22 protein-coding genes and 1 pseudogene are annotated in these 25,312 nt (G+C 69.1%); 12 read left to right on the top strand and 11 right to left on the bottom strand.

Annotated features, from left to right (window positions below; genetic code table 11):
- Positions 1 to 47 precede the first annotated feature (47 nt).
- A complete protein-coding gene (locus tag NCO8_RS17420) occupies positions 48 to 308 on the top strand; it encodes a DUF2530 domain-containing protein (protein ID WP_067640949.1) in 261 nt (86 codons plus the stop codon).
- Here the strand turns inward: NCO8_RS17420 and NCO8_RS17415 are convergent.
- A complete protein-coding gene (locus NCO8_RS17415) occupies positions 305 to 2,338 on the bottom strand; it encodes a neutral/alkaline non-lysosomal ceramidase N-terminal domain-containing protein (protein ID WP_067640947.1) in 2,034 nt (677 codons plus the stop codon). The genes NCO8_RS17420 and NCO8_RS17415 overlap by 4 nt on opposite strands.
- A 119-nt stretch (positions 2,339 to 2,457) precedes the next feature.
- Here NCO8_RS17415 and NCO8_RS17410 point away from each other — a divergent pair, with 119 nt between their 5' ends.
- Positions 2,458 to 3,084, top strand: coding sequence for a TetR/AcrR family transcriptional regulator (locus NCO8_RS17410; RefSeq protein WP_084457265.1), 627 nt, complete (start codon positions 2,458 to 2,460; stop codon positions 3,082 to 3,084).
- On the opposite strand, the gene NCO8_RS17405 is transcribed toward NCO8_RS17410, so the two are convergent.
- Together NCO8_RS17405 and NCO8_RS32180 are read right to left on the bottom strand one after the other, a co-directional pair.
- Entirely contained in the window at positions 3,081 to 6,182 is a 3,102-nt protein-coding gene (locus NCO8_RS17405) for a sacsin N-terminal ATP-binding-like domain-containing protein (RefSeq protein WP_067640945.1), read from the bottom strand. The two genes, NCO8_RS17410 and NCO8_RS17405, sit on opposite strands and share 4 nt — an antisense overlap.
- Positions 6,183 to 7,126: 944 nt before the next feature.
- Positions 7,127 to 7,975, bottom strand: a pseudogene (locus NCO8_RS32180) (DUF3027 domain-containing protein); the annotation flags it as partial.
- A gap of 8 nt (positions 7,976 to 7,983) precedes the next feature.
- On the opposite strand from NCO8_RS32180, the gene NCO8_RS17395 reads away from it, so the two are divergent.
- The 3 genes from NCO8_RS17395 to NCO8_RS17385 all read left to right on the top strand — a co-directional run bounded on the left by NCO8_RS17395 (position 7,984) and on the right by NCO8_RS17385 (position 11,163).
- On the top strand, positions 7,984 to 8,760 hold the full coding sequence (locus NCO8_RS17395) for a glutaminyl-peptide cyclotransferase (RefSeq protein ID WP_067640943.1): 777 nt from the start codon (positions 7,984 to 7,986) through the stop codon (positions 8,758 to 8,760).
- A gap of 67 nt (positions 8,761 to 8,827) precedes the next feature.
- On the top strand, positions 8,828 to 10,648 hold the full coding sequence (locus NCO8_RS17390; RefSeq protein WP_067640941.1) for an MFS transporter: 1,821 nt from the start codon (positions 8,828 to 8,830) through the stop codon (positions 10,646 to 10,648).
- Positions 10,645 to 11,163, top strand: coding sequence for a DUF2771 family protein (locus tag NCO8_RS17385; protein ID WP_067640939.1), 519 nt, complete (start codon positions 10,645 to 10,647; stop codon positions 11,161 to 11,163). Before NCO8_RS17390 ends, NCO8_RS17385 begins: the two co-directional genes overlap by 4 nt.
- A gap of 34 nt (positions 11,164 to 11,197) precedes the next feature.
- Here the strand turns inward: NCO8_RS17385 and NCO8_RS17380 are convergent, their stop codons facing one another.
- The gene (locus NCO8_RS17380) at positions 11,198 to 11,620 is read right to left on the bottom strand and encodes a cold-shock protein (protein WP_174550347.1); all 423 of its coding nucleotides are present in this window, start codon (positions 11,618 to 11,620) and stop codon (positions 11,198 to 11,200) included.
- Positions 11,621 to 11,782: 162 nt separating this feature from the next.
- On the opposite strand from NCO8_RS17380, the gene NCO8_RS17375 reads away from it, so the two are divergent.
- Entirely contained in the window at positions 11,783 to 12,010 is a 228-nt protein-coding gene (locus tag NCO8_RS17375) for a hypothetical protein (RefSeq protein ID WP_067640937.1), read from the top strand.
- Positions 12,011 to 12,378: 368 nt separating this feature from the next.
- Positions 12,379 to 12,987: a transglycosylase family protein gene (locus NCO8_RS17370; RefSeq protein WP_067492397.1), complete on the top strand. Its 609-nt coding sequence runs from the start codon at positions 12,379 to 12,381 to the stop codon at positions 12,985 to 12,987.
- A gap of 64 nt (positions 12,988 to 13,051) precedes the next feature.
- Here the strand turns inward: NCO8_RS17370 and NCO8_RS17365 are convergent, their stop codons facing one another.
- A complete protein-coding gene (locus NCO8_RS17365; RefSeq protein WP_067492396.1) occupies positions 13,052 to 13,243 on the bottom strand; it encodes a hypothetical protein in 192 nt (63 codons plus the stop codon).
- Between the two features lie 39 nt (positions 13,244 to 13,282).
- On the opposite strand from NCO8_RS17365, the gene NCO8_RS17360 reads away from it, so the two are divergent.
- On the top strand, positions 13,283 to 15,583 hold the full coding sequence (locus tag NCO8_RS17360) for a helicase-associated domain-containing protein (protein WP_067640935.1): 2,301 nt from the start codon (positions 13,283 to 13,285) through the stop codon (positions 15,581 to 15,583).
- A 4-nt stretch (positions 15,584 to 15,587) separates the two neighbouring features.
- Here NCO8_RS17360 and NCO8_RS17355 read toward each other — a convergent pair whose 3' ends face one another.
- The gene (locus tag NCO8_RS17355) at positions 15,588 to 16,094 is read right to left on the bottom strand and encodes an LppU/SCO3897 family protein (protein WP_133733952.1); all 507 of its coding nucleotides are present in this window, start codon (positions 16,092 to 16,094) and stop codon (positions 15,588 to 15,590) included.
- A 99-nt stretch (positions 16,095 to 16,193) separates the two neighbouring features.
- Between NCO8_RS17355 and NCO8_RS17350 the strand changes: the two genes are divergently transcribed.
- Positions 16,194 to 17,045, top strand: a complete 852-nt coding sequence (locus tag NCO8_RS17350) for a hypothetical protein (RefSeq protein WP_067640933.1) — start codon at positions 16,194 to 16,196, stop codon at positions 17,043 to 17,045.
- A 2-nt stretch (positions 17,046 to 17,047) separates the two neighbouring features.
- Here NCO8_RS17350 and NCO8_RS17345 read toward each other — a convergent pair whose 3' ends face one another.
- From NCO8_RS17345 to NCO8_RS17335, 3 genes are all read right to left on the bottom strand, one after another.
- Positions 17,048 to 18,439, bottom strand: coding sequence for a M1 family metallopeptidase (locus tag NCO8_RS17345; RefSeq protein WP_067640931.1), 1,392 nt, complete (start codon positions 18,437 to 18,439; stop codon positions 17,048 to 17,050).
- 58 nt (positions 18,440 to 18,497) lie between these two features.
- On the bottom strand, positions 18,498 to 19,163 hold the full coding sequence (locus NCO8_RS17340; protein WP_067492389.1) for a DUF3239 domain-containing protein: 666 nt from the start codon (positions 19,161 to 19,163) through the stop codon (positions 18,498 to 18,500).
- A 96-nt stretch (positions 19,164 to 19,259) separates the two neighbouring features.
- Positions 19,260 to 20,930, bottom strand: coding sequence for a DNA repair helicase XPB (locus tag NCO8_RS17335; protein ID WP_067640929.1), 1,671 nt, complete (start codon positions 20,928 to 20,930; stop codon positions 19,260 to 19,262).
- 408 nt (positions 20,931 to 21,338) lie between these two features.
- Here NCO8_RS17335 and NCO8_RS17330 point away from each other — a divergent pair, with 408 nt between their 5' ends.
- Together NCO8_RS17330 and NCO8_RS17325 are read left to right on the top strand one after the other, a co-directional pair.
- Entirely contained in the window at positions 21,339 to 21,983 is a 645-nt protein-coding gene (locus NCO8_RS17330) for a LysE family translocator (protein ID WP_067640927.1), read from the top strand.
- Between the two features lie 129 nt (positions 21,984 to 22,112).
- The gene (locus tag NCO8_RS17325; RefSeq protein WP_067492568.1) at positions 22,113 to 22,772 is read left to right on the top strand and encodes a trimeric intracellular cation channel family protein; all 660 of its coding nucleotides are present in this window, start codon (positions 22,113 to 22,115) and stop codon (positions 22,770 to 22,772) included.
- A gap of 16 nt (positions 22,773 to 22,788) precedes the next feature.
- On the opposite strand, the gene NCO8_RS17320 is transcribed toward NCO8_RS17325, so the two are convergent.
- Positions 22,789 to 23,967 (bottom strand): pyridoxal phosphate-dependent aminotransferase, encoded by a 1,179-nt coding sequence (locus tag NCO8_RS17320; protein ID WP_067641569.1) that lies wholly within the window; start codon positions 23,965 to 23,967, stop codon positions 22,789 to 22,791.
- Between the two features lie 173 nt (positions 23,968 to 24,140).
- Between NCO8_RS17320 and NCO8_RS17315 the strand changes: the two genes are divergently transcribed.
- A complete protein-coding gene (locus NCO8_RS17315) occupies positions 24,141 to 24,356 on the top strand; it encodes a hypothetical protein (RefSeq protein ID WP_067492380.1) in 216 nt (71 codons plus the stop codon).
- A gap of 40 nt (positions 24,357 to 24,396) precedes the next feature.
- Here the strand turns inward: NCO8_RS17315 and NCO8_RS17310 are convergent, their stop codons facing one another.
- On the bottom strand, positions 24,397 to 25,293 hold the full coding sequence (locus tag NCO8_RS17310; RefSeq protein ID WP_067640925.1) for a sigma-70 family RNA polymerase sigma factor: 897 nt from the start codon (positions 25,291 to 25,293) through the stop codon (positions 24,397 to 24,399).
- Between the last annotated feature and the right edge of the window lie 19 nt (positions 25,294 to 25,312).

The raw sequence follows: 25,312 nt of genomic DNA, 5'->3' as shown, positions 1-25,312 counted from the left end.
GGTACGGCTGTGCCCCCTGATGGGTTTCAGGGCGCTACTGTTTGGGTATGGATGCCGGACCCGTCAGCCGCGAGATGCCGCACCTGCCGCGAAGCCTGGTCGATCCGCGCCCGGTGGTGCTGATCGGTTTCGCCGCCTGGGCGGTGGCGACCGTGCTGGCTTTCGTGGTCCCTGCCTGGGCCGATGCCCGGCCGGTGTGCCTGATGGGCCTGTTCGTCGGCGTGCTCGGCTCGTCGATCTGGCTGGCGCAGCGGCGGTCGGCCCTGCGCGGCGACAAGGGCGCCCAGGTGGGTCTCACCGAGGACTAGACGACCTCGAACTCGTCGCTGGTCCCGGTGAACGGGCGCAGCACGCCGTCGGCGCCGAGCGCGTCGGCGAAGTGCACGAACCGGTGCGTTCCGGGTTCCGCGTCGGCCGGGATGTCCCAGACGAAACGGGCGATCGAGACCGCCGCGTCCTGTTTCCGCCAGTGGAATCGCACATCCCACTCCCCCTCGTTGGCCACCCGGAGCCAGCCGTTCCCGGTTCGGCGCTGCACCTCGAGGAAGGTGCCGCCGCGACGCGGATTGTGTTTCGGATGGGCCGAGACGAATTCGGCCTCCACCCGGCTGCCGCGAGCGGTGCGCCCGGGCTGACGCACGACATCACCGAAATTTCGGCCGGACGGTGTCGCGTCCGGGCCAGGCGCGGCGGCGAGATTCGGCTGCAAGGCGGAGACGTCGCGCGGTGCGGGGCCGCGCCCCGGGACCGCGCCCGCCGCGAAAGCCTCTGCCAGCCTGGTGAATTCCTGCACATACGCGCACAACGTGTAGCGACCGAACAGTGTCGACGCGCCTTCGTACTGTTGCGCGTCGTACTCCTCCGGTGTGGTGACGTATTGGTGGTAGGCATTCGAATAGCCCTGCAACAGCACCTGTTCCACGCCGACGCCGAGCGCCTGCGCGACCGCTCGCCGCACCCGCAAGCCGGCGACGATGGTGAACTCGGCTCCGGCGGCGGCCACGTAGAGGTCGCCGAGCCGGATCAGCTGAAGCGGAACCACATTCGGTACCCACGGCACCGGCGGCATCAACCCGAGTGGAGCGAAGATCGCCTTGGGCGCCTGCGCGTCGGCAAGCCACGCCGGGTGGGGATGGTCGATTCCGCCGAGAAAGTCCACCAGCGGGTTACGTACACCCTCGGGAATGGGTCCGCCGGGCAGGCCGGGGCCGTCCTCCACGCTGCCCGCCGCCAGCGAGAGGCCCGCGGCGGCCGGTGCGGTGCGGTGTGGTGCGCCGTCGGGGGTGAAGCGGCCCTCGACCGTCACGGCCGCGAGATCGACGTAGCACAGCAGCGCATCGATCGCGCTCGTCATCGGTGCCGCCTGGTCGGCGGCGACTCGCGAGGCGGCGTACTGGCGTTCGCCGATGATCCGGGTGTTGTCGAACTCGTCGTCGGTCGGGCCGACGCCCGGTGCGAGCGCGAGGTTCGGGGACATGTCACCGGCGTTGGTCTGCACGAACGCGGCCAGATACGACGGATCGCCGTCGAGATGGCGCACGCCGTGCTCCAGGTGCTCGGCGGCGTAGCTGGCGTAGCCCTTGTTGTCGGAGCTGATGAGCCGGTTCTTGTTGGTCATCGATGTGTTGTGGGTGGCGAACCAGGTGAGCGCGCCGACCTCCTTCGCGCCACGACGGAAGACGAGGGTGGTGACCGCCGGATCGATCGCGTCCGGGAAAGCCGCGCGGTCTTCCACCGGATTGCGGTCGAAGGCCACCCGCGAACGATTCACGCTCGCGTCGCGCAATTCGGCGCGGCCGAGCGCCACCGTGCCCGGCGCGAGGTCGGCGTCGGCGGCGGCGATCGCCTCGACGATGCCGTCGACTTCGGTGTCGTAGACCTGTTGCTGAAATCCGAGCGTCGCGAGCGTATAGGCGTAATCGTGCGCGGAACCGCCACAACTGGAATGCGTGTGAGTCGAAGTGAGGACGACATTTCGTTCGGTATACCGATCACCGAATCGGCGCGCCAGCGCGAGCAGTACACCCCGGTGCACGGACTGGAACAACGCACCGTTCTCCACCGCGACGAACGCGACCCGATTTCCACCCGATTCGATCACGAACGCGCGCGCTCGCGGCCGCAGATGAATTCCCGCGGTCGTCTGTTCGAGTTGTGAGTAGCCCATCATGCCGCATTCCGCGGCGGGGCCCGTGAGATCGGCGATACCGAGCCCGAATTCGAATCCACCGCGCGCGGATTCGGCGTGCGCCTGCGACGCTCCGTGAGCTCCCATGGCCGCGACGAGGGGTACCCCCAGCGTCGAGGCGGCCAGCACGGTACGACGGTTCACAGGCATCCGAACAGCTCCTTCACGGGTGATGTGACGCAGACAACCATACAACTGGTCGCCTGTCCAGGAATTCGGCGCGGTTCGGCGAATTGACTGTTCGCGACGTGAGCGCTTAACTCGCACAGGTGTCCTCCCGATTGAGCGTCGAAGAACGACGAGCCCACCTGATAGAGGCAGCGATCGGTCTCGCCGAGAAAAAGGGCGTGGCGGGCGTGACCACACGCGATGTCGCCCAAGCGGCGGGCGTCTCGCTCGGTGTGGTGCATTACTGTTTCGAAAACAAGGACGCGCTGATGACCGAGCTGGTCAAAGCGCTCTCGATGGAATTACGCGATTCCGTCGATGCGGATGAAACTGTCTGGGCCGATACCGGAACAGGAAAAGAAGCGCTTCACAAATTGGTTCGCCAGGGGCTGGAACTGATGTGGCGCAACATCGAGGCCACGCCGGAACGTCAGCTGCTCACCTACGAGACCACCACCTACGCGCTGCGCGAGGGTGAGTCGACGCCGGCCAAACTCGCCATCGCCCGCGAGCAGTACAAGTTCAACGACAGCACCGTCGCCGACGTGATGGACCACTGCCGCGACGCCACCGGCTGCGACTGGAACATCCCGCTGCCCCAGCTGAGCCGCTTCATCCTCAGCGTCATCGACGGCATCGTGCTGCGCTGGCTCGTCGACGACGACAGCGACGCGGTGCAGGCCCAGCTCGACCTGCTCGCCGAGATGGTCACCGCGCACGCGAACTAACCGCGCGGCACCTGCACGTGCACGGTGCCGTCGGCGTCCCACCACGGCACGCGGACCGTGCCCGAGAACTCGCCGCGCAGAAATACCTCGAGGACTTCGTGCAGCACGAGCGCGCCGGTGGTGTGCGGCGGTGACCACAGCTGCCGCAGCACCACGCCGAGCGGTTCCGTGGCCCAGGTGCTCTGCCTGCCCGCACCGAGCACCTCGGCGCTCACCTGGTCGGACACCAGCGGCAGGTCGAGCAGGGTGGCGAGGGCCTCGGCATGTTCCGGGTCGCCTACCACCAGGCGCTCGGCCGGGATGACGAGGCCGAAGCAGGGCCGGTCGAGGACCATGGCGGTCTCGGCGTCGACCACTGTTCCCGCCAGCGTCCTGACCTGCTCGGGGAGGTCGAGTTCGCGTGGCTCGAGCGCGCCGGACGCGACGGCGGCCGCCAGCCGGGCATGAGTGCGCGAAACCGTTTCGGGAGTCGGGGTTTTCGACGGGTCGGCGAGGGCGTCGAGGAGTTCCTCAGCCAGCTCGGGGGTCATCACGTCGGGACGGACGAGGACCTGACGTAGGGCGTCGGGGTCGGCTGCTGTGAAAGGTGGGAGCAGACCGGCGAATTCGGTGTCGTCCGGGTGGCGGTAGCGGCCGAGGGGGATGCCGTCGATGTGGGCGTGGCGGTGCAGCCACCAGGTGGTGTAACCGTCGCGGTCAGCGAGGAGGGCGCGGGTGCGTGGTTCCGCGAGCAGGGTGCGCAGGGCCTGCGGCCAGCGGGTGTCGTCGACCAGGTCGAGGTCGCGGACGGCCACGAGTTCGCGTGGGTCTTCGGGAAGGCTGTTCCACCAGGCTGATTCGTCGTCCAGGTCATGGTCGGGGCCGAGCGGGTCGGGGTCGGTGAGGACGGCGAAATCCCAACCCACACCGATCGCGCGCAAGGCCTGTTCGCCGAACTCGGCGACCGTCGATTCGGCGACCGTACCGAAGGGTGAGTCGTCGACCAGCACCTCGGCCAGCGGTGCGCCGGGGAGGAGGAGTTCGTCGGCCGGACGCAGTTCTCCTGTGTCGTCGGGCAATTCGAGCAGGCCGAGCCAGTCGGGGAGTTCGTCGGCGCTCACGAACTGGGCCAGATGCAGGACCGCGGTGACCGTGTCCGGGTCGGCCGGGTCGTGTTCGAGGAGGTCACGCAAGCCGGGATCGGTGAGCAGGTCGGTGGCCGAGGCGCTGCGGGCGCCGAGGCGGGCCAGCAGCGGGTGGGTGGCGTCCGGGTGTACCAGACGGGCCCAGTGGACCGGGACGGCGACGGTGAGCTGATCGTCGAGGACGACGGTGCGCGGACCGGTGACGAGGCGGCCGTCGGCCAGGGGGACGGCCAGGGCACCGAACTCCTCGGCTGTCCTCGAATCGGTGACGAAGGGTTCCAGCGTGGAGTAGAAGGTGCGCCACCAGTGCGGGTCTCGTTCGAGGCCGGTGGTGAGGTCGGCCAGGGCTGCCGATGACAGGCGGTGGACGTCGAGGACTGTCAGCTTTTCCTGAGCGGAGCGGGTCGAGAGTTCCGGGATGACCAGGGGGCCGGTGAGGTCGGCGAGGATTGCGGCCAGTTCCGGCGTCAAGTCAGGGAATACGGAGGCGCGAGTGGGGATTTCGACACTTGCCGAGCGGGTGGGTTCGGCCCGCTCGAAGGTGCCGGGGTGCTGCACGGTGCCGACGGACGAGTTGTCGAGGGCGGATACCTCGGCGGTGACCATGTCCTTGCCGAAGGCGTCCTGGTCGACTCCGACGGTTGAGTCGTGGCGATCAGTGGACTCGAAATTCGTTCCGGTGAGGGGATGGAATTCCGCTTGGTTCCGATCGAATTCGTGGTCTGAGCGGTCGCGGGTCGGGCAGACCGGGAGCCACGGGTTCGTGCGGAGTTCGGTGATGATCGCTTCGCGGAGGAGGGCGTCGGCCTCGCTGCGGGCGAACGCGGGGGTGGGGACGAGGACGAGGCGGTCCTTCGGCGGTAAGGCGAGGGCAAAATCGGCATACCCCGAGGCGATTTCGTGCAGGCGAGCGCCGGGAAGGAGCCTGCGGCGGTCGGGTTGCATGGCGATGTCGGCTACGAGGATCGCCGGGAGGGACAGTTCCTCGTCCGAACGAGTTGGCGCCCGCAGGACATCCGGTGCGGCGGGGACCGGGCGACCGTTGACCAGCGGGAGCAGCCAGCGCGCACGGGCGGTGCGGTACTGCCGCCAGTGTTGGGTGCCGTCGGGGCCGGTGATGGTCAGCTTGGTGAGGGCGCCCACCGGCGGGCCCACATGGGTCTTCGTGTCGAGTCCAGGAGCATGGGCAATGTCCGCGCCCCCTTCGGACGTCGGCGCGGCAATCGAGATCTCGCTGCCCGGCTCCGTGTGAGGGCGTGGGGCCGTATCGACGTGGGCAGCCTCGCCCCGTGTGGCGTTCGCGCTGCCGTGTGGCGGGGCGGGGCGGTCGAGGAGGGTTGTGACGCTGGTGAATTCGCTGTCGGCTATGCGGATTCGGTGGAGGGCGGGCAGTTCGAGGAGGAGGTCGGGGGCCTCGGCGCGCATCGAGGCGAGGAGGGCGGTGGGGTCGATGTCGTCGCGGAGGTGGATGACGACTTCGGTGTCGGCGCCCGAGGGTGGGGTGGTGGGGATGGGCCAGGCCAGGCGGAGGGCCGGTGGGGTGAGGTCTTCGGGGTGGGTGATGCCGTTGTCGTGCAGGGCGTTCAAGGTGGCGGTGAGGGAGAAACGGATGGAACCCGTGGTAGAGCGGATCTCCACTTCGTCGCCCACGGAACGCACCGCGGTGAAGCCGACACCGAAACGGCCGACCTGTGCGCCGTCGTCCTTGCCCGAGGCACGCAGCGCCGTGAGCGCGTGCACACCCGAAACACTGAGCGGTGCACCGGTATTGGCGACGTGCAACCGCCGGTCTACGATCCGCACCGTCAGCTCACCGGGCACACCACCCTGCACCGCCGCATCGGCCGCGTTCTGCGCCAGCTCGGTGAGCACCCGGTCCCGATAGCCCGCGGCGACCAAATCGGCCTCACCGGCACTGTCCTCGCGCAACCGCGTCGGCGAATCCCGCCACGCGGCAAGAACTCCGGCCCGCAGCCCCGCGGTACCGAACGGGTCCGCCCCAGCGTTCAGCGCCCCACCGACGATCCGCGCTCCCCGGCGCCCACGACGTGCGTCACACCGGAATCACCCTCGGCAGAAGCAGCATCGGCGACCGAATCCGCCGCGCCCGCGTCGGCACCTCCCGACGAATCAACCCCGGCGTCATCAGTCTCCACACCCGAATCCGCCGCCGCGGCCGACTCGGGTCGGTGCGCAGCTCCGGCAGCCGAAGACTCCTGCGCCGCACCGCTATCCGATTCGACATTCGCCGCAGCGGCGTCGGCCGAAGCATCTACACCGGCGTCGGCACCATTCGAGGAATCCGCCTCGATATTCTCGGTGGTCGCTTCGACAACAGCATCAGTCGAAACACCTTCGGCCGCAGCGGAATCGGTTACGGGAGCATCCTGGGGCTGGGCGACGTCCTCGTTGCGAGTATCAGCGACAACGGCCTCGGTGACCGGTTCCGTCGGCGCAGCAGCATCGCCGGCCCGGTCGGCGGTACCGGTCGCCGCAGCGGAATCGGTTACGGGGGCATCCGCAGGCTGGGCGTCCTGGTTGCGAGTATCAGCGACATCGGCCTGAGTGACTGGCTCCGTTGGCAAAGCAGCATCGCCAGGCTGGGCGGCAACACCGGCCTCGGCGACCGGCTCGGTTGGCGCAGCATCGCCGGCCCGGTCAGCGGCATCGGCCTCGGTGACGACGTCAGCGGCGCTCGACACTCCCGCGTCGGCGGTATCGGTCACCTCAGCGGCGGCGGCAATCGAGGTCGACTCGGTCGCCTCCGTGGTGGGTTCGGCTGCCACAGGGGAAACCGCTGTGTCCGCGACGGATTCAGGGTTGCTCGGTGCCTCGGCCGGGTCGGCGGTCGCCGGTGCCGACGCGAGGCCGACGAGCGGGGCGAAAGCGGCGAGGTCGGTGTTGGCTTCGGCGGCGATGACCTCTTCCGGGGATTCCGGGAGCTCGCCTTCGGCGCGGGCCTTGCGGGCGGCGGCCGCCGCGTCGACCGCTTCGGCTTCGGCCGTTTCCTGCGGAGTGATGTCGATGTAGTCGACGGCGTGGTCGTCGAAGGCCTCGTAGCGGGGGGAGCCGTTGCCGGAGGGGGCGACGACGTCGGAGTGGGCGCCGCAGCCGTATTCGACGTGCACGACGTGGCCGTCGGCACCCATCGCGTTGGCGCACACGCCGAAGGTTTCGCGCAGGGCGCCTGCCAGGGGCAGGAAGAAGCCGCACAGGCCGCAGGTGGAGGGGGCGGCCTTGGCCATCTCGGTGTCGGGGCCGTATTCGCTGTACCAGCGCTGGGCGGCTTCGAGGCGGCCCTCGAGGCTGAGCACCTGGGTGCGGCCGAGGCCCACCTCGCGGGCCACCTCGTCGATCGCCGGGTCGCCGGTGGCGACGTAACCGGGGACCAGGCGCGGATCGTCGGCGGGCGGGGCGAGCAGGTCGCCGGGGCCGAGATCGCCGGGGCGCACGCGCTGCTCCCACGGGACGAACTCGGGGGCGATCAGGGCGTCGGGGCCGGGCAGCAGGGCCGACTCGCTGACGGTCGCGTGGTCGGCACCAGGCGGCGCGGCGACCACGACGGCCCACTGCCAACCCCGGTAGCCGGGCAGGGTCGCCTCGAACCGGTGGGTGGCCGACGAGTCGTCCTCGGCGGTCACCCCCAGATGGGCTCCGACCCCGTCGGGTTCCAGCTCGACGAGCGCACGAAGTGCGACCTCGGCCGCCTGGGCCAGAACGGGACGCACGCCGGACTCCGAAACAGATACTGCGCTCACGGCATACATTTTGCCGTATGAAGTGCAATCGGAGTTCGTTGGCCGTCGCAGTGCTGGTCAGCGTGCTCGGCGTGAGCTCCTGCGGGGGCCAGGATGAGTCCGGTCCGCCGCGCTGGCGGGTGGAGGTGATCGGCTCGTCACCGCACGATCCGTCGGCGTTCACCCAGGGGCTCGAGGTGGTCGACGGATTGCGCTACGAAGGCACCGGCATGTGGGGCGTGTCGAACGTCCGCGTCAGCGACCAGGTCTCGGGTGTGGAGCGGGCGCGCGTCGACCTGCCCGGCCGGATGTTCGGCGAGGGACTCACCCGGGCGGGCGACATCGTCTGGCAACTGACCTGGCGCGACGGCGTCGCCTTCGCCCGCGACCCGCACACCCTCGCCGAAACCGGCCGCGCCACCTACGAGGGCGAGGGCTGGGGGCTGTGCGCTCAACCGGGCCGCCTCGTCATGAGCGACGGCACCCCGAAACTCACCTTCCGCGACCCACTGACCTTCGCCGAAACCGGGTCGGTGACCCTGCATGGCCTCGACGACCCGAAACCGAACGAACTCGACTGTGCACCCGACGGCACCGTCTACGCCAACAACTTCCCCACCGACGACATCCTGCGCATCGACCCGGAGACAGGCCACATCACCGCGATCATCGACGCGAGCGGCCTGCTCACCCCCACCGAACGGCAGCGCACCGACGTCCTCAACGGCATCGCCCACCTGCCCGGCACCGACCGCTTCCTACTCACCGGCAAGTACTGGCCGCGACTATTCGAGGTACGGTTCGTGCCCCGCTGAGGGAGTGTGGCCGACACTGCTCGCCCGCGAGTGAACGCCGAAAGCCCGAGTACGACAGAATTGGGCTGTGACTACTCCCCGCGATCCATCCGGTCCTGACCGTGGTCGCCGGGACGGCAGTGCCTCGGGTGCACCACCCGGTCGGCACCCCGGCTTCGGGCATTACCCGCCCCCATCCCCGCCGCGCAAGGTCTTCCCACACATCGAGCCACCGACCGCGCCGGTTCGTTCGCGCGGCCGGTTCGGGCGTGATCCCGACCCTGGCGCCACCACGCCGTTGGCGAGCCCGAAACGCAACGGCGCCGGTCGCCCGCGCCCCGACACACCGGCAGGCGGCCGTCCGCACCCGGACCACGACGGACCGGCAGGCAGCCACCCACACCCCGATCCGCTCGACGGACCGGCAGGAACCCGCCCGCTCCCCCGCGCCGATGAACCCGCCGACGATCCGCCCAAGCAGCGGGTGCCGCGCAAACTGACGGTCACCCGCGTGGCCGCGATGCGCAGTCGCGAACTCACCGAACGCGGTATCGCCACCTTCCAGCGCGCGGCCAAGGCAGACGGCGCCGACCAGTCCGGGCTCACCGCCCTCACCTACGCCACGATGGCCAACTTCGCGCTCGACGCCGCGATCGCCGTCGCCCTGGCCAACACGTTGTTCTTCGCGAGTGCGACCGCTGAGTCGAAAACCAAGGTCGCGCTGTATCTGCTCATCACCATCGCGCCGTTCGCGGTGATCGCGCCGCTGATCGGGCCGCTGCTCGACCGGCTGCAACGCGGTCGCAGGCTGGCGCTGGCCACGACCTTCGGGTTGCGGGCGCTGTTCGCGGTGCTGCTGATCTTCAATATCGACACGTGGGGGCTGTATCCGCTCGCCCTGTGCATGATGGTCGGCTCGAAATCGTTCGCGGTACTCAAGAGCGCGGTGACGCCGCGCGTGCTGCCACCGGACATCGACCTGGTCCGTACGAATTCGCGGCTCACGGTGTTCGGCCTGGTCGGTGGCACGATCGGGGCGGGCGCGCTGGCCGCGCTGGCCGCGCTTGCCGCCGGCTCCACGGGTGCACTGGTGTTCGCCACGGGCATCGCGATCGCGGGCGCCTACCTGAGCCTGCGGATCCCGTCGTGGGTGGAGGTCACCGAGGGTGAGGTGCCCGCCACGCTGACCTATCACGGCGCCGACGCGCGTACCGAGGTGCTCGAGCCGGGCAAGGAATCGGCCGTGCCCGCCAGGAAACGCAGGCAACCGCTTGGCCGCGCGGTGGTCACCGGACTGTGGGGCAACAGTTCCATCCGCGTGCTCACCGGGTTCCTGACCTTCTACATCGCCTTCGTCGCCAAGGGTTCCGGCGGCAGTCCGACCGAGCAGGCGGCCATGCTCGGTCTCGTCGGCGTAGCGGCCGGTTTCGGCAATTTCGGCGGCAACGCCACCGGCGCGCGATTGCAGCTCGGCAGGCCCGCGCTGGTGGTGCTCGGGTGCACCGCGGCGTGTGTGGCGGTCGCGCTGTTCGCGGTGTTCACCGGCAACCTGTTCGGCGCCGCGGTGGCCGCGCTCGTCGCGTCGGCGGCCAGTGCGCTGGCCAAGGTGTCGCTCGATGCGGCCATCCAGGACGACCTGCCACCGGAGTCGATCGCCTCCGGTTTCGGCCGGTCGGAGACCGTTCTGCAGCTGAGCTGGGTGATCGGCGGGGCGGCCGGTGTGCTGCTGCCGACCGAGTTCTGGAAGGGTTTCGCGGTGATCAGCGTGATCCTGGTTGCCGGGCTCGCGCAGACCTTCGTCAGCTATACCGGGCACACCCTGCTGCCGGGCTTCGGCGGCAACCGCCCGCAGCACGCCGAGCAGGAAGTGCCGACCCATCCCCGCGAAACAGGAGACCCGCACTGGTGAGCAAGCCCAACGTCCGCACGAACTTCGCGCTGGTCGCGGTGGGCCTATTGGCCCTGGCCGCGGTGACCGCAGGCGTGGTGGCCTACGCCGTATCCAAGGCGCCCAAGCACTATCCCGAACTCACCGTGTTCGCCAACGGCGAGTCCGTCGTCGTCGAGCCGTACGGGTACTGCGAGCTGTCGAACGGGGAGTGCGTCAACGACGAGTCGACGTACTACATCCCGGCCACCTCGGGTAAGCCGGTGCAGGTGTCGTTGCCGACCAGCGTCGCCGAGGCGCCGTGGATCGTCGTCACCGTGTACGAGCGCCCCAACGGCGAGCAGTTCGAACGCATCCTGAGCTTCATCGACTACCCGGCCGAGACGCGTTTCCTGAGCCTGGACACCCAGCCCGAACCCGAGCTGCGCCTGGCAGGTTTCGAGGTGCGGCTGCCGATCGTCTACACCGACCCGGCCACCGGCCAGGAGATGTACGACGTGCACGGCCTCTGGCGCGTCGGCACACCGCAGCCCTGAGAGAATCGGCGCCTGGCTTCACCAGGCGCCGATCTCAGTGATCCAGTTCGCGGGCTACCGCGCGGACCACTTCGGAGATGCGCTGGGACATCTTGCGGTCCGGGTACTTGCCGCGGCGCAGGTCGGGCTGGACCTTGGTCTCGAGCAGGGTGATCATGTCCTCGACCAGGCCGTGCAGCTCGTCGGGCGACTTGCGCGGGCCCGCGTCCTTGCGGGCGGGCTGCGCGCCACGCTCACCGCGGGCGACGGTCGGGGGCGCCTCGAGCAGCTTGAGGCTCAGCGCCTGCGGACCGCGACGACCGGCGGCCATCCCGAATTCGACCCGCTGGCCCGGCTTGAGGCCCTCGACTCCTTCGGGCAGCGCGGAAGAACGGACGTAGACGTCCTCGCCCTCGTCTTGGGAAAGGAAGCCGAAGCCCTTTTCGACGTCGTACCACTTCACCCGGCCGGTCGGCACTGCGCTCACCCGTTCATCATTCGATACCCGAACCCTTGTGGCCCGGGTTACTACCTGCTGCTTGTCGCGAAAAGAACGCGCCCCACAACAAGGCAGGACGCGATGTGGTCAGAGTCTACCCCGGTGGCTATACCGCGAGCACATCAGTTTTACGGTGCACCCGTGACCAACTCACCTCAACCGCCCGCGCGACGTTCCAGTGATCGGCTGCTGCAAGTGGCGGTGGCGCTGTTCGGCATCGGGATTCTCGCCGTCGTCGCCATCTTCGTGACGCCGATCATCTCCGACACGGAACCGGGCCTGTGGCTGTATCTGCTCGCGATGCTCGCGCCGGTGGGCTTCCTGCTCGCGATCGTGTTCGCCCTGTGGTCGGGTCGACGGGCACGGTGAACCGGTTATCCCGATGGTTCGATACCCAATCTCTTGTGTGATCCTCGTCACATAACAGCTGGGTAACGAACTGTGCGTGCAACGGTCACGCACACCCGGCGCCGCGACTACCTGCGCGGACGCCTCCGGGACAACCCTGAGACCACCCTGATACCCACCCGCACACGCCGGTTACCAAATAGTGACTTTCCCCGCTGACCGTCGTACCGTTTCTCTCAGCCGGGGCAGGCCCCCGGAACCACCGGCCCGCCGCACCGAACCTCACCCCGCGGGTACCGGACCCCGATTGGAATCAAGGGGTGAGGGCGGACCGGGAGACCTCTCAGTCCGGACCACATGCAGGTGCGAACGAGAGGAAGAAACCCGATATGAGTGGACGCCACCGCAAGCCGACTTCCACCGGGCGCACTGCTGCCAAGGTCGCCGTCACCGGCGCGATCTTCGGCACCGCAACCGCTGCCCTCGCCGGAAACGCCAGCGCGGCCCCCGACTCCGACTGGGATCGCCTCGCACAGTGTGAAGCCGGCGGCAACTGGGGTATCAACACCGGCAACGGCTACCAGGGTGGGCTGCAGTTCTCGCCCTCCACCTGGGCCGCACACGGCGGTGGGGAGTACGCCGCCACCGCAAACCAGGCCACCCGCGAACAGCAGATCGCGGTCGCCGAAAAGGTTCTCGCTTCCCAGGGTTGGGGCGCTTGGCCCTCCTGCTCGGCCAAGCTGGGCCTGAGCAGCGGTCCGACCGAGCGCGCCGTGCCCTCGACCCCGAGCTGGGTCCCCGAGGTCAGCGTGCCGCAGGTGCAGGATCCGAGCCAGGAAGTCTTCTCGGCCGTCGATCGCGCCCTCACCGTCGCCCAGCAGCAGGGCGTCGCCGTGCCGCAGGCGGCCATCGACTTCGTCAACAACGCCAAGGGCACCCAGCTGGACCCGGCGGTCATCGACTTCTTCGAGGCGAACAAGGGCCTGCTGCCCTCCTGATCCGCCTTACAACAAGAGCCCGCATCCTCGTCCAGGATGCGGGCTCTTGTCTTTCCCGTTCGAATTACACCCGATTGATGACAGTGTGCGGGTGCACATACGGCAGCGTCGCGGCCGGAACGGGAAACTCGGTGTCCTCACCGAAAGGCGAGAGATTACCGGCGCGGGTCGCCGACAGTTCGGTGACGGCGTGCTCGCCGTCGGCCACCTCGGGCCAGCCGTTGTCGACGTAGGGTTTCTTCGATTTGTTGACCACGGGGTCATTCTGGCATACCGGGCACGTACTCTGAATCCGATGATCGCGACCGACTCCCTCGCCGATTGGCTAGGTGCGCGCACCGACGCCCAGCTGGTGAAACTGCTGCAGTTGCGGCCCGATCTGGCGGTGCCGCTGCCCGCGTCGATGTCGGTGCTCGCGGTGCGGGCTCAGCAGCGGGCCTCGGTGCTGCGTGCCGCCGACGACCTGGACACCCTCGACTTCGCGATCATCGAGGCGCTGGCGGCCCATGAGGACGCACGCACGATCGGCACCGCGCACACCCCGCTCACCCGGACCGCGCTGCACGCGCAGCTGAAGGACCGGGTCACCAAGACGGCGTTCACCGCCGCGCTCGCCCGGTTGCTCGACCGCGCGCTCGTGTGGGAGACCGGTGACGGCCTGCACCTGGCGCCGAGTGCCGTGGAGGCCCTCCCGTGGCCGCTCGGGGCGACGACGGCGCTACCGGACGCGCTCACCGAGCCGGAAGTACGCACGGCGCTGAACGCGGCCGGCCCCGCCGAGCGGGCGCTGCTGGACAAACTGGCGACGACCGGTCCGCGTGGGCGCACGCGGGACGCAGCGCCCGACGCGCCCGCCGACCGCCCGGTGCAGCGGCTGCTCGCGGCGCGGTTGCTGCGCTGGATCGATGACGAGACCGTCGAACTGCCGGTCACCGTCGGACAGGTGTTGCGTGGCGAACCCGTCACCGATCCGCATGCCCTCGCCCCGCCCAAGCCCGCACTCACCAAGCACGCGCCCGCCGAGGTGAACGCCGTCGGCGCGGGTGAGGTGGGCGAGCTGCTGCGCGACTGCGCCGACCTGCTCGACGCGCTCGGCACACTTCCCGCCCCCGCGCTGCGCGCCGGTGGACTCGGGGTGCGCGAGCTGCGCAGGCTGGCCAAGCAGACCGGCGTGGACGAGCAGCGCACCGGCCTGCTTCTCGAACTGCTCGCCGCCGCGAAGCTGGTCGAGAAGGGTCTACCCGAACCGCCGCCCGACCTGGATTCCACCGACGACTTCTGGGCGCCGACACCCGCCGCCGACGCCTGGCTCGACGCGCCACCCGCCACACGCTGGGTGACGCTCGCCCAGGCGTGGCTCGAGCTGGACCGGATGCCGTGGATGATCGGGTTGCGCGACGCCGCCGACAAGCCGATCGCGGCGCTGTCGGCCGAGCTGCGGATCCCGCACGCGGTGCGCGACCGGCACGCGATCCTGGGCCTGCTCGCCGAATACCCCAGCGGCACCCAGGTGTCGCCCGCCGATCTCGGGAAACTGCTCGCGTGGCGAATGCCGAGGCGGCGCAGGCACTTCCGGCTCGACGTGGTGACAGCGACTCTCGCCGAGGCGGCGACCGTCGGTCTGCTCGGACGTGGGGCCCTCGATTCGGCCGCCCGTGCCCTGCTGCACGGCAGCCCGACGAGCGTGGCCGATGCCGAGGCCGAGATGGCCGCCGCCCTACCGGAACCCGTCGATCATGTCCTCGTGCAGGCCGACCTCACGGTGATCGCACCCGGTCCGCTCGTGCCCGAATTGCGCAGCCGGATCGCGCTGGTCGCCGATGTGGAATCCGCGGGTGCGGCGACGGTGTATCGCGTGGGGGACGCCTCGGTGCGTCGCGCGCTCGATGCCGGACTCACCGCCGCCGAGTTGCACGCCTTGTTCGCCAACCACTCCCGCACCCCGGTGCCCCAGTCGCTGACCTATCTCATCGACGACGTGGCCCGCCGGCACGGGCAGCTGCGCGCGGGGATGGCGCAATCGTTCCTGCGCAGCGACGACCCGGCGCTGCTCGCCCAGGTGCTGTCGGCCCCCGTGGCCGAGACATTGGCGCTGCGCGCGATCGCCCCCACGGTCGCGATCGCGCAGGCGCCGCTCGGCGAACTGCTCGAGCGGTTGCGGGCGGCGGGCTTCACGCCCGCGGGCGAGGATTCCGGCGGCGCCATCGTCGACCTGCGGCCGCGTGGAGCACGCATCGCCGTTCGCCCCCTGGCTCGCAGGCCCTACCGGCCCAGCCCGCCGTCGGACGATCAGCTCGCTCAGCTGGTCACCGAACTGCGCGCGGGCGAGCGGGCGGCGGGTGCCCGCACGTCCCAGTCGGTCCGTGCCGACGGCACCCGCACGGGCACCCAGGCCACCCTCGCGCTACTCCAGCTGGCCGCCCGGGTGGGCCGCCCGGTGAACATCGGTTACGTCGACGCCCAGGGCGTGGCGAGTCAGCGGGTGGTCGAACCGGTCCGGGTCGGCAACGGACAACTGGACGCCGTCGACCCGGTGACCGGAGCCACCCGCCACTTCACCCTCCACCGCATCGCGTCGGTGGCTCTCCTGGACTGACCCGTCAGGGCTTGGCCATGCAGAACGTCGTCTTGGGGTCCGGGACCGTGCGGTACAGCGTCGCGTCCATGCCGCACAACATCTCGTCGGTCTCGCCGTCGATGCGCTTGACCACCTTGAACGTGGCTTCGGGCGCGGTGCAGTCCACCGCCTCGACCGGGCGGGTGCCCGCGTCGGCGTAGCAGGCGCCTTCGGCGAAGTTGGGCGACAGGCACAGACCGGTCTTGGTGTCGCCCACCGTGCCGTTGAAGGTGGCGTTCTGGGCCGTACAGTTCAGCGGCGCGGCGCCGACCTGCGCGATCCGGTAGTTCGACTTCGCCGACGAGCAGTCGCCGACGGTGGCCTTCATCGCGTCGACCGCGTTGTCGGTGACCTCGACGCACGAGCCGACGGCAGGCGCCGACGACGCCTCGCTGTCACCCGAGCACGCCGCTACCGCCCCGACCAGCGCGACTGCCGCCACTGGCGCGAACACGAGCCGGACAAGCAGCCGCTTTCCTGGGAAAAACACTCCAAAACCTCACTCACCGAACGGTTCAGCCGATATGACCGCCGGTGACGATACCCAAACGCCCACCTCCGCCGCTCCCCCCATGGATACGATCGGAGGATGACCATCGACGATGTCGCGGGCGAGCTGTACGGTCTCGACCCGGCCGACTTCGTCGCGACACGCACCGAACGTGCGGCCCAGGCCCGTGACGACGGCGATCGCGAGCTGGCCAAGGCCATCGGTGCCCTGCGCAAGCCGACGGTCGCGGCGTGGACGGTGAATCTGCTGGCCCGGCACGCGCCGAAGGAGATCGCGGCGCTGCTGGATCTGGGTGACGCGCTGCGGTCGGCACAGCGTCAGCTCTCCGGTGACAAGTTGCGCGCGCTCGGTGCGCAACGTCAGCAGGTGGTGAACGCCATGACCAAGCGGGCGGGTGAGCTGGCCGCCGAGCACGACCGCCCCGCGAGCGAGCAGGTGTTGCGGGAGGTCGGTCAGACGCTCACGGCCGCGCTGGCCGACCCGGATGTCGCCGACCAGGTCCGAGCCGGGGTGCTGCCCGCCACGGTCACCTATGACGGTTTCGGTCCGGCCGGGCTGGTCGCGATCACGGGCGGCAAGGGCAAGGCTCCGGCGAAGAAGGCTCGTCCAAAGAAGTCGACCGAGGACGCCGAGGCGGCCCGGCGCGCCGAGGCGAAGCAGGAACTCGACGACGCGGAGTCCGGGCTGGCGGAGGCCGAGGCCGCCCGCAATGAAGCGGAAGAGGCTGCGGCGCAGGCCAAGTCCGAACTCGACGAAGTCGAGCAGCGGATCGAGCAGTTGCGCGCCGACCTCGAGCACGCCGAGCAGCAACGGCATTTCCTGCGGACCGCCGAGCACCGCGCGCGTGGTGAATTGACCTCGGCCAAGACGCAATTCGAGCGGATGCAGCGGTGGGTCGAGCGGGCACGCTCCCGCCTCGAGGAGAACTGACCCTATCGGCGCAATGTTCCCGGGAACAGGAATGTTTCGCGCGGCGGGGTCGTACCGTCCAGCCATTCGGACAGGAAATCGCCGAGTGGCATCGAGGTCCGGCTCTGGACGAACGCGCGGAATTCCGGCATCGAGGCATGGCCGTCGCGGTGGGCGTTCACGAAATCCTTGACGGCCGTGAAGAACACGTCGTCACCGATCAGTTTGCGCAGGGCGTGCAGGAAAAGGGGGCCACGCCAATAGACGGAGGTGAACTCGCTACCGGCGCCGGGGTCGGCCAGCGGGTACGTCCAGAAGTCTTGCTCCCACCGGTATTTCGCGATGTCCTCACGGTACTTCGCATCCACATCGACACCGTCGACGCGCTCGATCCACAGGTAGTCGGCGGTATAGCTGGCGAAGCACTCGTTGAGGCAGATATCGGACCACTGCCGTACCGACATGGTGTCGCCCCACCACTGATGTGCCAGCTCGTGCACCACGGTATTGAGATCGGCCCACGGCGCGTAGGTGGGCCGGGTCTGGGTTTCGAGCGAGAACGGGACTTCGGCGTCCACATAGATGCCGCCGGCTACCTCGAAGGGGTAAGGACCGTAGAGGTTTTCGAGGAAGTCGAGGATCTCGGGGAGGCGTTGTTCGTCGGCGCGATTGTCGTCGGAATCGGGGGCGAACGCGCTCAGCACCGGTGTGCCGTCGGCACGGCGCTGTTCGAGAAAGGTGAAGTGGTCCACGGCGATGGTGGTGAGGTAGCCGAGCACGGGGCTGCGGGTTTCCCAGCTGGTGTGCAGCTTGCCGTCGCGCGCCTCGTGGCGGGTGCGCGCACCGGTCGACATCACCTCCCATTCGGCGGGCACCGTGGCGTGCAACGTGAAAGTCGCCTTGTCCAAGGGTGTGTCGTTGAGCGGGTACCAGCTGCTCGCGCTGTGCGGCTGGCCGATGGCGAAGGCGCCACCGCTCGGCGCGTACGTCCACCCCTCGCCCTCGGTGTCGGCCGCCTCGCCCGCGTAGTCGATGACAATGCGCATCGGCAGTCCGGGCAGCAGCGGCAGCAGCGGGGAGACGACGAGTTCGTGGTCGCCCTCACGCGCGAACCCGGCAGGCTGGCCGTTGACGGTCACCATGAGCACATCGGGACCGCGATAGTCCAGATTGAATTGCGCCAGCGGCTGATTCACCCGCGCATCGATGCGCGCGGTGCCGCGCAACTGATGGGTCGGTGGGTCGTAGTCGACGGTGATGTCGTAATGGCTCACGTCGTAGCCGCCGTTGCCGTCGAGCGGGTAGTACGGATCGCCGAGCCCCGGCGCACCGACCAGGCCCGGATCCGCTGCTACCGGCGGGATTCCCAGTGCGAGGAGCGCCAGCACCACCACCGAACCTGCCGACCATCGCATGCCGCGGACCCCCATTCTCGCCGACTCGGATCCGAGTATCGTCGCAGGCGAGCGCCGTTCAGGCCAGTTCCGGCGGCAGGTGTTGCGGGTCGAGCATCAGCCGCTTGGTCGCGGTGCGGCGCACCCGCGCGGCGAGGGCGAGATTGTCGGCGAGCAGGCGCCATTCGAGGTCGGAGATGGTGTCGCGGGCCCGCTCGATCACCGTGCGGTCGCGGGTGCCCCAGGCGATCGGCATGGCCGTCACCAGCTGCCAGCGTTCGCCGACCTGACGGGGTGCGCCGTCGGTGCGCACCGCAACCGACGGCACCCGCTCCCCCAGTGTCGGTTCGTGGCCGGGCAGCGCGCGCACCTTGCGGGTGACCAGGGCCCAGCCCCGCGCGGACGCGGTGGCTTCGGCGGTGTCGACGAGGGCGAGCAGGATGATCCCGTTCGGTTCCGCCGCACAGACGACGGCGGGCACGAGAACCCCGTCGCGGTAGAGCTTTTCGATATCGGAGCGGTGCGGTGTCCACAGCGCGACCCACAGGGCGATGACCGCGGCGAGGGCACACACGAAGGCGAGCAGATACCCCCAGGCCTGCCCGCTCCACAGGAACGCGGCGGTGGCCGCGACGGCCAGCCCGGCGGCGAGCAGGGCGAGCACCCGCATCCTGCGTAATCCGGTGAAGGTCTCGTTGACCGCATGAGCATGCTCACGGTCGACCTCGAATTCGAAGCGGCGCACGTTTCCTTCCTAGCACAAGTTGCGGAGGTGTTGCCTCCACTTATCTGCCGGGGGTTCCGACCCGCACGCTACCGGCACCTGAGCGGGGAAACGGCGCTACACGCCGCTGTCCCCGATGGCCGGCCCGAGCAGATCGTCGGCATCGGTGATGCGGTAGGCATACCCCTGTTCGGCGAGGAAACGCTGACGGTGCGCGGCATATTCGGCGTCGAGGGTGTCGCGGGCGACCACCGAATAGAAATGTGCCTGTCCCCCATCCTGTTTCGGCCGCAACAGTCTACCGAGACGCTGGGCCTCCTCCTGCCGTGAACCGAAGGTGCCCGAAACCTGCACCGCCACCGAGGCTTCCGGCAGGTCGATGGAGAAGTTCGCCACCTTGCTCACCACGAGCACAGGGATCTCACCGGAGCGGAAGGCGTCGAAGAGTGCCTCGCGTTCGCGGTTCTTCGTCGCCCCGGTGATGACGGGAGCGTTCAGGTCGATACCGAGTTCCTCGAGCTGGTCGAGGTAGGCACCGATCACTAGGGTGGGTGCGCCCTCGTGCCTGGCCAGGATCGACTCGACGACCGGGATCTTGGTGCGCGCGGTGGAGCACAGTTTGTAGCGCTCCTCCGGTTCGGCCGTGGCGTAGGCCATGCGTTCGGCGTCGGTGAGCGTGACTCGCACCTCGATGCACTCGGCGGGGGCGATCCAGCCCTGCGCCTCGATGTCCTTCCACGGCGCGTCGTAGCGTTTCGGGCCGATCAGTGAGAACACGTCGCCCTCGCGGCCGTCCTCGCGCACCAGCGTGGCGGTGAGCCCGAGCCTGCGGCGCGACTGCAGATCGGCAGTCATCCGGAAGACGGGCGCGGGCAGCAGGTGCACCTCGTCGTAGATCACCAGACCCCAGTCGCGGCTGTCGAACAGCTCGAGATGCTTGTACTCACCCTTCGATTTACGGGTGATGACCTGGTAGGTCGCGATGGTGACCGGACGGATCTCCTTGCGCTCACCGGAGTACTCGCCGATCTCGTCCTCGGTGAGGGTGGTGCGCGCCAGCAGCTCACGCCGCCACTGCCTGCCCGCGACGGTATTGGTCACCAGGATCAGCGTGGTCGCCTTCGCCTTGGCCATCGCGGCGGCACCGACCATCGTCTTGCCCGCGCCACACGGCAGCACGACCACACCCGAACCGCCCGCCCAGAACGAGTCGGCGGCCATCTCCTGGTAGTCGCGCAGGTGCCATTTGCCCTCGGTGTAGTCGAGGCCGATGTCGTGCGCCTCACCGTCGACATACCCGGCCAGGTCCTCGGCGGGCCAGCCGATCTTCAGCAGCATCTGCTTGATGTGACCGCGCTCGGACGGGTGCACGATCACCGTGTCGTCGTCGATGCGGGCACCGAGCATGGGCGCGATCTTCTTGTGCCGCAGCACCTCCTCGAGCACCGCGCGGTCCAGGCTCACCAGGCACAGGCCGTGCGCGGGGTGCTTGACCAGCTGCAACCGGCCGTAGCGGCCCATGGTGTCGACGATGTCGACCAGCAGCGGCTGCGGCACGGCGTAGCGCGAGAAGTTCACCAGCGCGTCGACCACCTGCTCGGCGTCGTGACCGGCCGCGCGGGCATTCCACAGCGCCAGCGGGGTGATGCGGTAGGTGTGCACGTGCTCGGGGGCACGCTCGAGCTCCGCGAACGGCGCGATGGCCTGACGCGCGGTGCCTGCCAGCTCGTGGTCGACCTCGAGCAGCAGGGTCTTGTCGCTCTGCACGATCAAAGGACCGTCTGTCACAGCACTCCGTATCTTTGCGGCCGGGGCCGCGGGTTCGGGGCCTGTAACCCTTCGATTCAGCGCTCGAGACTCGCGCTGCGCGCATGCGCTTCGAGCGCTGAATCGAAGGGGCGGCCCCGAACGGCTCGTAAGACTCGCCTGTGCGGGGTTGCGTTCGGCCGGGATTGTCGGGATTGGTGAGCCGTTCCGGGGAGGTTCGGCAGCTCGATCGATTGTACGGACCTGCGGTGACAGGGTTCGGCGTCGCGATGGCGGGCTGTTGAGCGCCCGGCCGCGAACCACTGCTCTGTGGCTCGTGACCGAGGCGGTGTGGATCTCGGACCGAGGCCGGTGACGGCACGACGACAGCGGTCCAGCGATCGTCGACTGGACCGCGACATGCCTCGCTGACCAGGTCAGACTCGTCTCATGCTTCAGACGGCGGCGGTTTTCGGTGTGGGGGCGGCGGCGCTCGGGATGGTGCTCACGCCGGGGCCCAACATGATGTACCTGGTCTCGCGGACGGTCGCGCAGGGGCGCCGGGCGGGCATGATCTCGCTCACGGGTGTGGCGGCCGGGTTCGGGGTGTATCTGCTGGCCGCGACGGCGGGGATCACGGCGTTGTTCGCGGTGGTTCCCGGGCTGTATCTCGCGCTCAAGCTGGCCGGTGCCGCCTACCTACTGTGGTTGGCGTGGCAGGCGATCCGGCCCGGTGGAGTCTCGGTGTTCGCGCCCGCCGCGCTGCCCGCCGATCCGGCTCGGCGCCTGTTCACGATGGGTTTTCTCACCAACCTGCTCAACCCGAAGATCGCGATCATGTACATGGCCCTGATCCCGCAGTTCATCGACCCGGCCCTCGGTTCGCTGTGGTTGCAGAGCCTGTCGCTCGGCGCGATCCAGATCACGGTGGCCCTCACGGTCAACGCGCTGATCGTCCTCGGTGCCGCGGGCCTGGCCGCCTTCCTCACCGCCCGCCCGCTGTGGTTGCGCATCCAGCGCTATCTGATGGGCACCGCCCTGGGCAGCATCGCGATCCTCCTCGCGACCGACCGAACCCGCCCCGCTCCGGTGTAAGGCGCGCGCCGACCTGCCCCGGCGCGCTGGAGGGCGTGCGCTGCGACACATGGGCGGGTGTGCGGTCGCCGGGGGTCGCCGTGCCACCCTGCTTGCAGCGGAAAGGAGCGGGTGGTGAGTGGTGTGGTGATGGCGGGCGCGCTGGCGGCGCAGCTCGACGAGGCGGTCACCGTGGTGCATCGCAGCGGCGAGCTGCTCGGGGTGATCTCGTTCGCCGCGTCGGGTGCGCTGGTCGCGGTGCGCAAGCGGCTCGACCTGTTCGGGATGGTCGTGCTCGGCTGCGCGACGGCGCTCGGCGGCGGCATCGTGCGCGACCTGCTCATCGGACGCACCCCGCCCGCCGCGTTCACCGACCTGACCTTCCTGACCGCGTCGATCGTGACCGCGCTGATCCTGTACTTCATCGCGCCCTCGCCACGGCTCACCAAGGGCCCACTCGAAGTGGCCGACGCGATCGGGCTCGGACTGTTCTGTGTCACCGGCACCGTGATCGCCGACTCGGTCGGCCTCGGCGCGCCGACCGCCGCCCTGCTCGGCATGACGACAGCCATCGGCGGCGGCGTGCTGCGCGACGTGCTCAGCGGCGAGGTACCCCTGGTGCTGCGACCCGACCAGGATCTCTACGCGATCCCCGCCCTGTTCGGCGCCGCGACCACCGCCGTCCTGCTGCACCTGGACATCTACCAGACCTGGACAGGATTGCTCGCCGCCGCGGGCGCCGTCGGATTCCGTTTGCTCGCACGGCATTACGGCTGGCACGCACCCACCGCCCGCCACGCCCGGGACTGACCGGCAGTCTCGCCGATCAGCGAGTCGCGACTCCCGCGCGCAACCGGCGGGCGCCCTCGTCGATGGTTTCGTCCCGCTTGCTGAAGGTGAAGCGCACCAGGTGTTTCCACTCGTCGGGATGGTCGACGAACGCGCTCACCGGCACGGCGGCCACGCCGAGCCGAGCAGGCATCTCCCGGCACAACGTCAACCCGTCGTCGATGCCGAGCGGTCGCACATCAGCACACACGAAGTAGCCGCCCGCGGTGGACGACACGGCGAAGCCGGTGTCACGCAATGCATCCGAGAGCCGGAGACGTTTGTCGGCGAGACCGTCACGCATGCCGTGCACCCACTCCAGCTCGGTGTCGATCGCCTGGGCGACGGCGGGCTGGAACGGCCCGCCACCGACGAAGGTCATGAACTGTTTCGCCGTGAGCACAGCGTTCAGCAGTGGCGCGGGCGCGCACGCCCAGCCGATCTTCCAGCCGGTGACATTGAAAGTCTTCGCCGCGCTGGACACCACGATGGTTCGCTCGCGCATCCCCGGCAGCGTCGAGATGCTGACGTGCTCCACGCCGTCGTACACGAGGTGCTCGTACACCTCGTCGGCCAGCACCAGCAGATCGTGTTCGCGCGCCAGCTCGGCGATCGCGGCGAGTTCGTCGCGCGAGAGCACCGAGCCGGTGGGGTTGTGCGGTGAATTGATCACCAGCATGCGGGTTTTCGGGGTGATCGCGGAACGCAGGCTGTCCAGGTCGAGAACGAAGCGGTCGCCGTCGGGAACCAGGCGCGCGGTCCGTCGCTGCGCACCCGCCAGGGCGACCGCGGCGGCATAGGAGTCGTAGTAGGGCTCGATGAGCACCACCTCCGCGCCCGGTTCCACCAGGCCGAGCAGTGTCGCGCTGATCGCTTCCGTGGCGCCGACGGTGACCAGGACCTCGGTGTCGGGGTCGTAGCGGGTGCCGTAGCGGCGGGCGCGATCGTCGGCGACGGCGCGGCGCAGGGCGGGCACTCCTCGACCCGGCGGGTACTGGTTGTGGCCCTCGGCGATGGCGGTGCGGGCGACCTCGAGCATGCTCGCCGGACCGTCGGTGTCGGGGAATCCCTGTCCGAGATTCACCGCGTCGTGGCGCACGGCCAGTTCGGTCATCTCTGCGAAAATGGTCGAGCCGAAGGGGCGCAAGCGGGCGACGGTGGGCGGCACAGACGACATCTTCGCAGCGTATCCCACCTTTCCCAGCCGTTGCCGCACGATAGCGAACACCTATGTTTCACAAACGTTTTTGGCCTTTGACCTGCGGTATTGTGCGATCACTCAACCTCAGCTAGCCTCGCCGTGTTCTACCTCACACACCACAGCGTGGTGGCATATCGAAAGGGGCTCGCATGGCCTCACCTCTGCTCGACTTCATCCTGCAACCGGCCGCGTCGGAGGTCGCCGGTTCGGCACTTCGCTTCATCCAGGAACAGCTGGAAGCCAGCCCGATCGTCGATTTCTTCACCGGGTCGGCCACGCCCGACAACAACATGGGCTCCTCCACCGGGGACCACAACCTCGGCTCGTCCACCGGTGATCACCAGTGGGGGTCCACCTACCCGTAGACACCGCAGCGCCGGATCGGATCGCGCGGGTCCGGTCCGGCTAGGTGCGCAGCCGAGCGCCCGACAGCTTCGCCACATTGGCGAAATCGTAAGCGGCACAGACCAGCCCATCGCGCACCGAGAACGCGAGCACCCGAACCGCCCGGCCGAACGGCGAGTTCGGATCGGTGAGTACCAGACCCGATTGCCCGTTCACCGCGGCGAAACCGATCTCCAGCGCCGGCTCTTCGAGCTGCTTGCGCCACAGGCCGACCGCCAGCCGCGCCACCTTCTCCGCACCCTCGACGACATTGAGCGCCGTGCGTGCCGTGCCGCCCGCGTCGGCGATGAAATTCACGTCCGGATGCAGGGTGGCGGCCACCGCGGCGATATCGCCGGTGGCCAGGGCGGCCAGGAAACGCTGCACCGCCTCGTCGTGCACGTCGTCGGTCACCGGTGGTGGGGTGCGCGCGACGGTCTTGCGGGCGCGCACCGCCAATTGTCGTGCGGCATCGGGTGATACGCCGAGAATGTCGGCGATCTCGTCGAACGGGACGGCGAGGCTGTCGTGCAGCACCAGCGCCACCCGCTGCTGCGGGGTGAGCGCGTCGAGCACCACCATCGCCGCCATCCGGTTGTCCTGATTGCGGACGACCACCTCGAGCGGGTCGTCGGTACGGGCCTGCCCTGTGACGATCGGCTCCGGCAGCCACTGGCCCACGTAGGTTTCCCGGCGCACCGCCGCGCTGCGCAGATGGTCGAGGCAGATCCGGCTCACCACCGTGGTGAGCCAGGCACGTAGGTCCTCGATCTCGGACTGGTGGGCGCCCGCCATCCGCAGCCAGCTCTCCTGCACCGCGTCCTCGGCGTCGCCGACGCTTCCGGTGAGCCGGTAGGCCACCGAAATGAGATGTGCTCGATGCGATTCGAACAGGTCGGCGAGAAGCGGGGAAACCATCGCCGCTGATCCTACGGAG

It is taken from the genome of Nocardia coubleae NBRC 108252, from assembly GCF_001612805.1.
Classification (GTDB): Bacteria; Actinomycetota; Actinomycetes; order Mycobacteriales; family Mycobacteriaceae; genus Nocardia; species Nocardia coubleae.
This window is presented reverse-complemented; position numbering and strand designations above follow the sequence as displayed.

Excerpts from the sequence above, each read along its gene's own strand:
- NCO8_RS17415 (WP_067640947.1), bottom strand. The coding sequence starts at position 2,338 with ATGCCTGTGAACCGTCGTACCGTGCTGGCCGCCTCGACGCTGGGGGTA.
- NCO8_RS17315 (WP_067492380.1), top strand. The coding sequence starts at position 24,141 with ATGGCCTCACCTCTGCTCGACTTCATCCTGCAACCGGCCGCGTCGGAG.
- NCO8_RS17420 (WP_067640949.1), top strand. The coding sequence starts at position 48 with ATGGATGCCGGACCCGTCAGCCGCGAGATGCCGCACCTGCCGCGAAGC.
- NCO8_RS17325 (WP_067492568.1), top strand. The coding sequence starts at position 22,113 with ATGGCGGGCGCGCTGGCGGCGCAGCTCGACGAGGCGGTCACCGTGGTG.
- NCO8_RS17360 (WP_067640935.1), top strand. The coding sequence starts at position 13,283 with ATGATCGCGACCGACTCCCTCGCCGATTGGCTAGGTGCGCGCACCGAC.
- NCO8_RS17310 (WP_067640925.1), bottom strand. The coding sequence starts at position 25,293 with ATGGTTTCCCCGCTTCTCGCCGACCTGTTCGAATCGCATCGAGCACAT.
- NCO8_RS17320 (WP_067641569.1), bottom strand. The coding sequence starts at position 23,967 with ATGTCGTCTGTGCCGCCCACCGTCGCCCGCTTGCGCCCCTTCGGCTCG.
- NCO8_RS17350 (WP_067640933.1), top strand. The coding sequence starts at position 16,194 with ATGACCATCGACGATGTCGCGGGCGAGCTGTACGGTCTCGACCCGGCC.
- NCO8_RS17395 (WP_067640943.1), top strand. The coding sequence starts at position 7,984 with ATGAAGTGCAATCGGAGTTCGTTGGCCGTCGCAGTGCTGGTCAGCGTG.
- NCO8_RS17330 (WP_067640927.1), top strand. The coding sequence starts at position 21,339 with ATGCTTCAGACGGCGGCGGTTTTCGGTGTGGGGGCGGCGGCGCTCGGG.
- NCO8_RS17370 (WP_067492397.1), top strand. The coding sequence starts at position 12,379 with ATGAGTGGACGCCACCGCAAGCCGACTTCCACCGGGCGCACTGCTGCC.
- NCO8_RS17345 (WP_067640931.1), bottom strand. The coding sequence starts at position 18,439 with ATGCGATGGTCGGCAGGTTCGGTGGTGGTGCTGGCGCTCCTCGCACTG.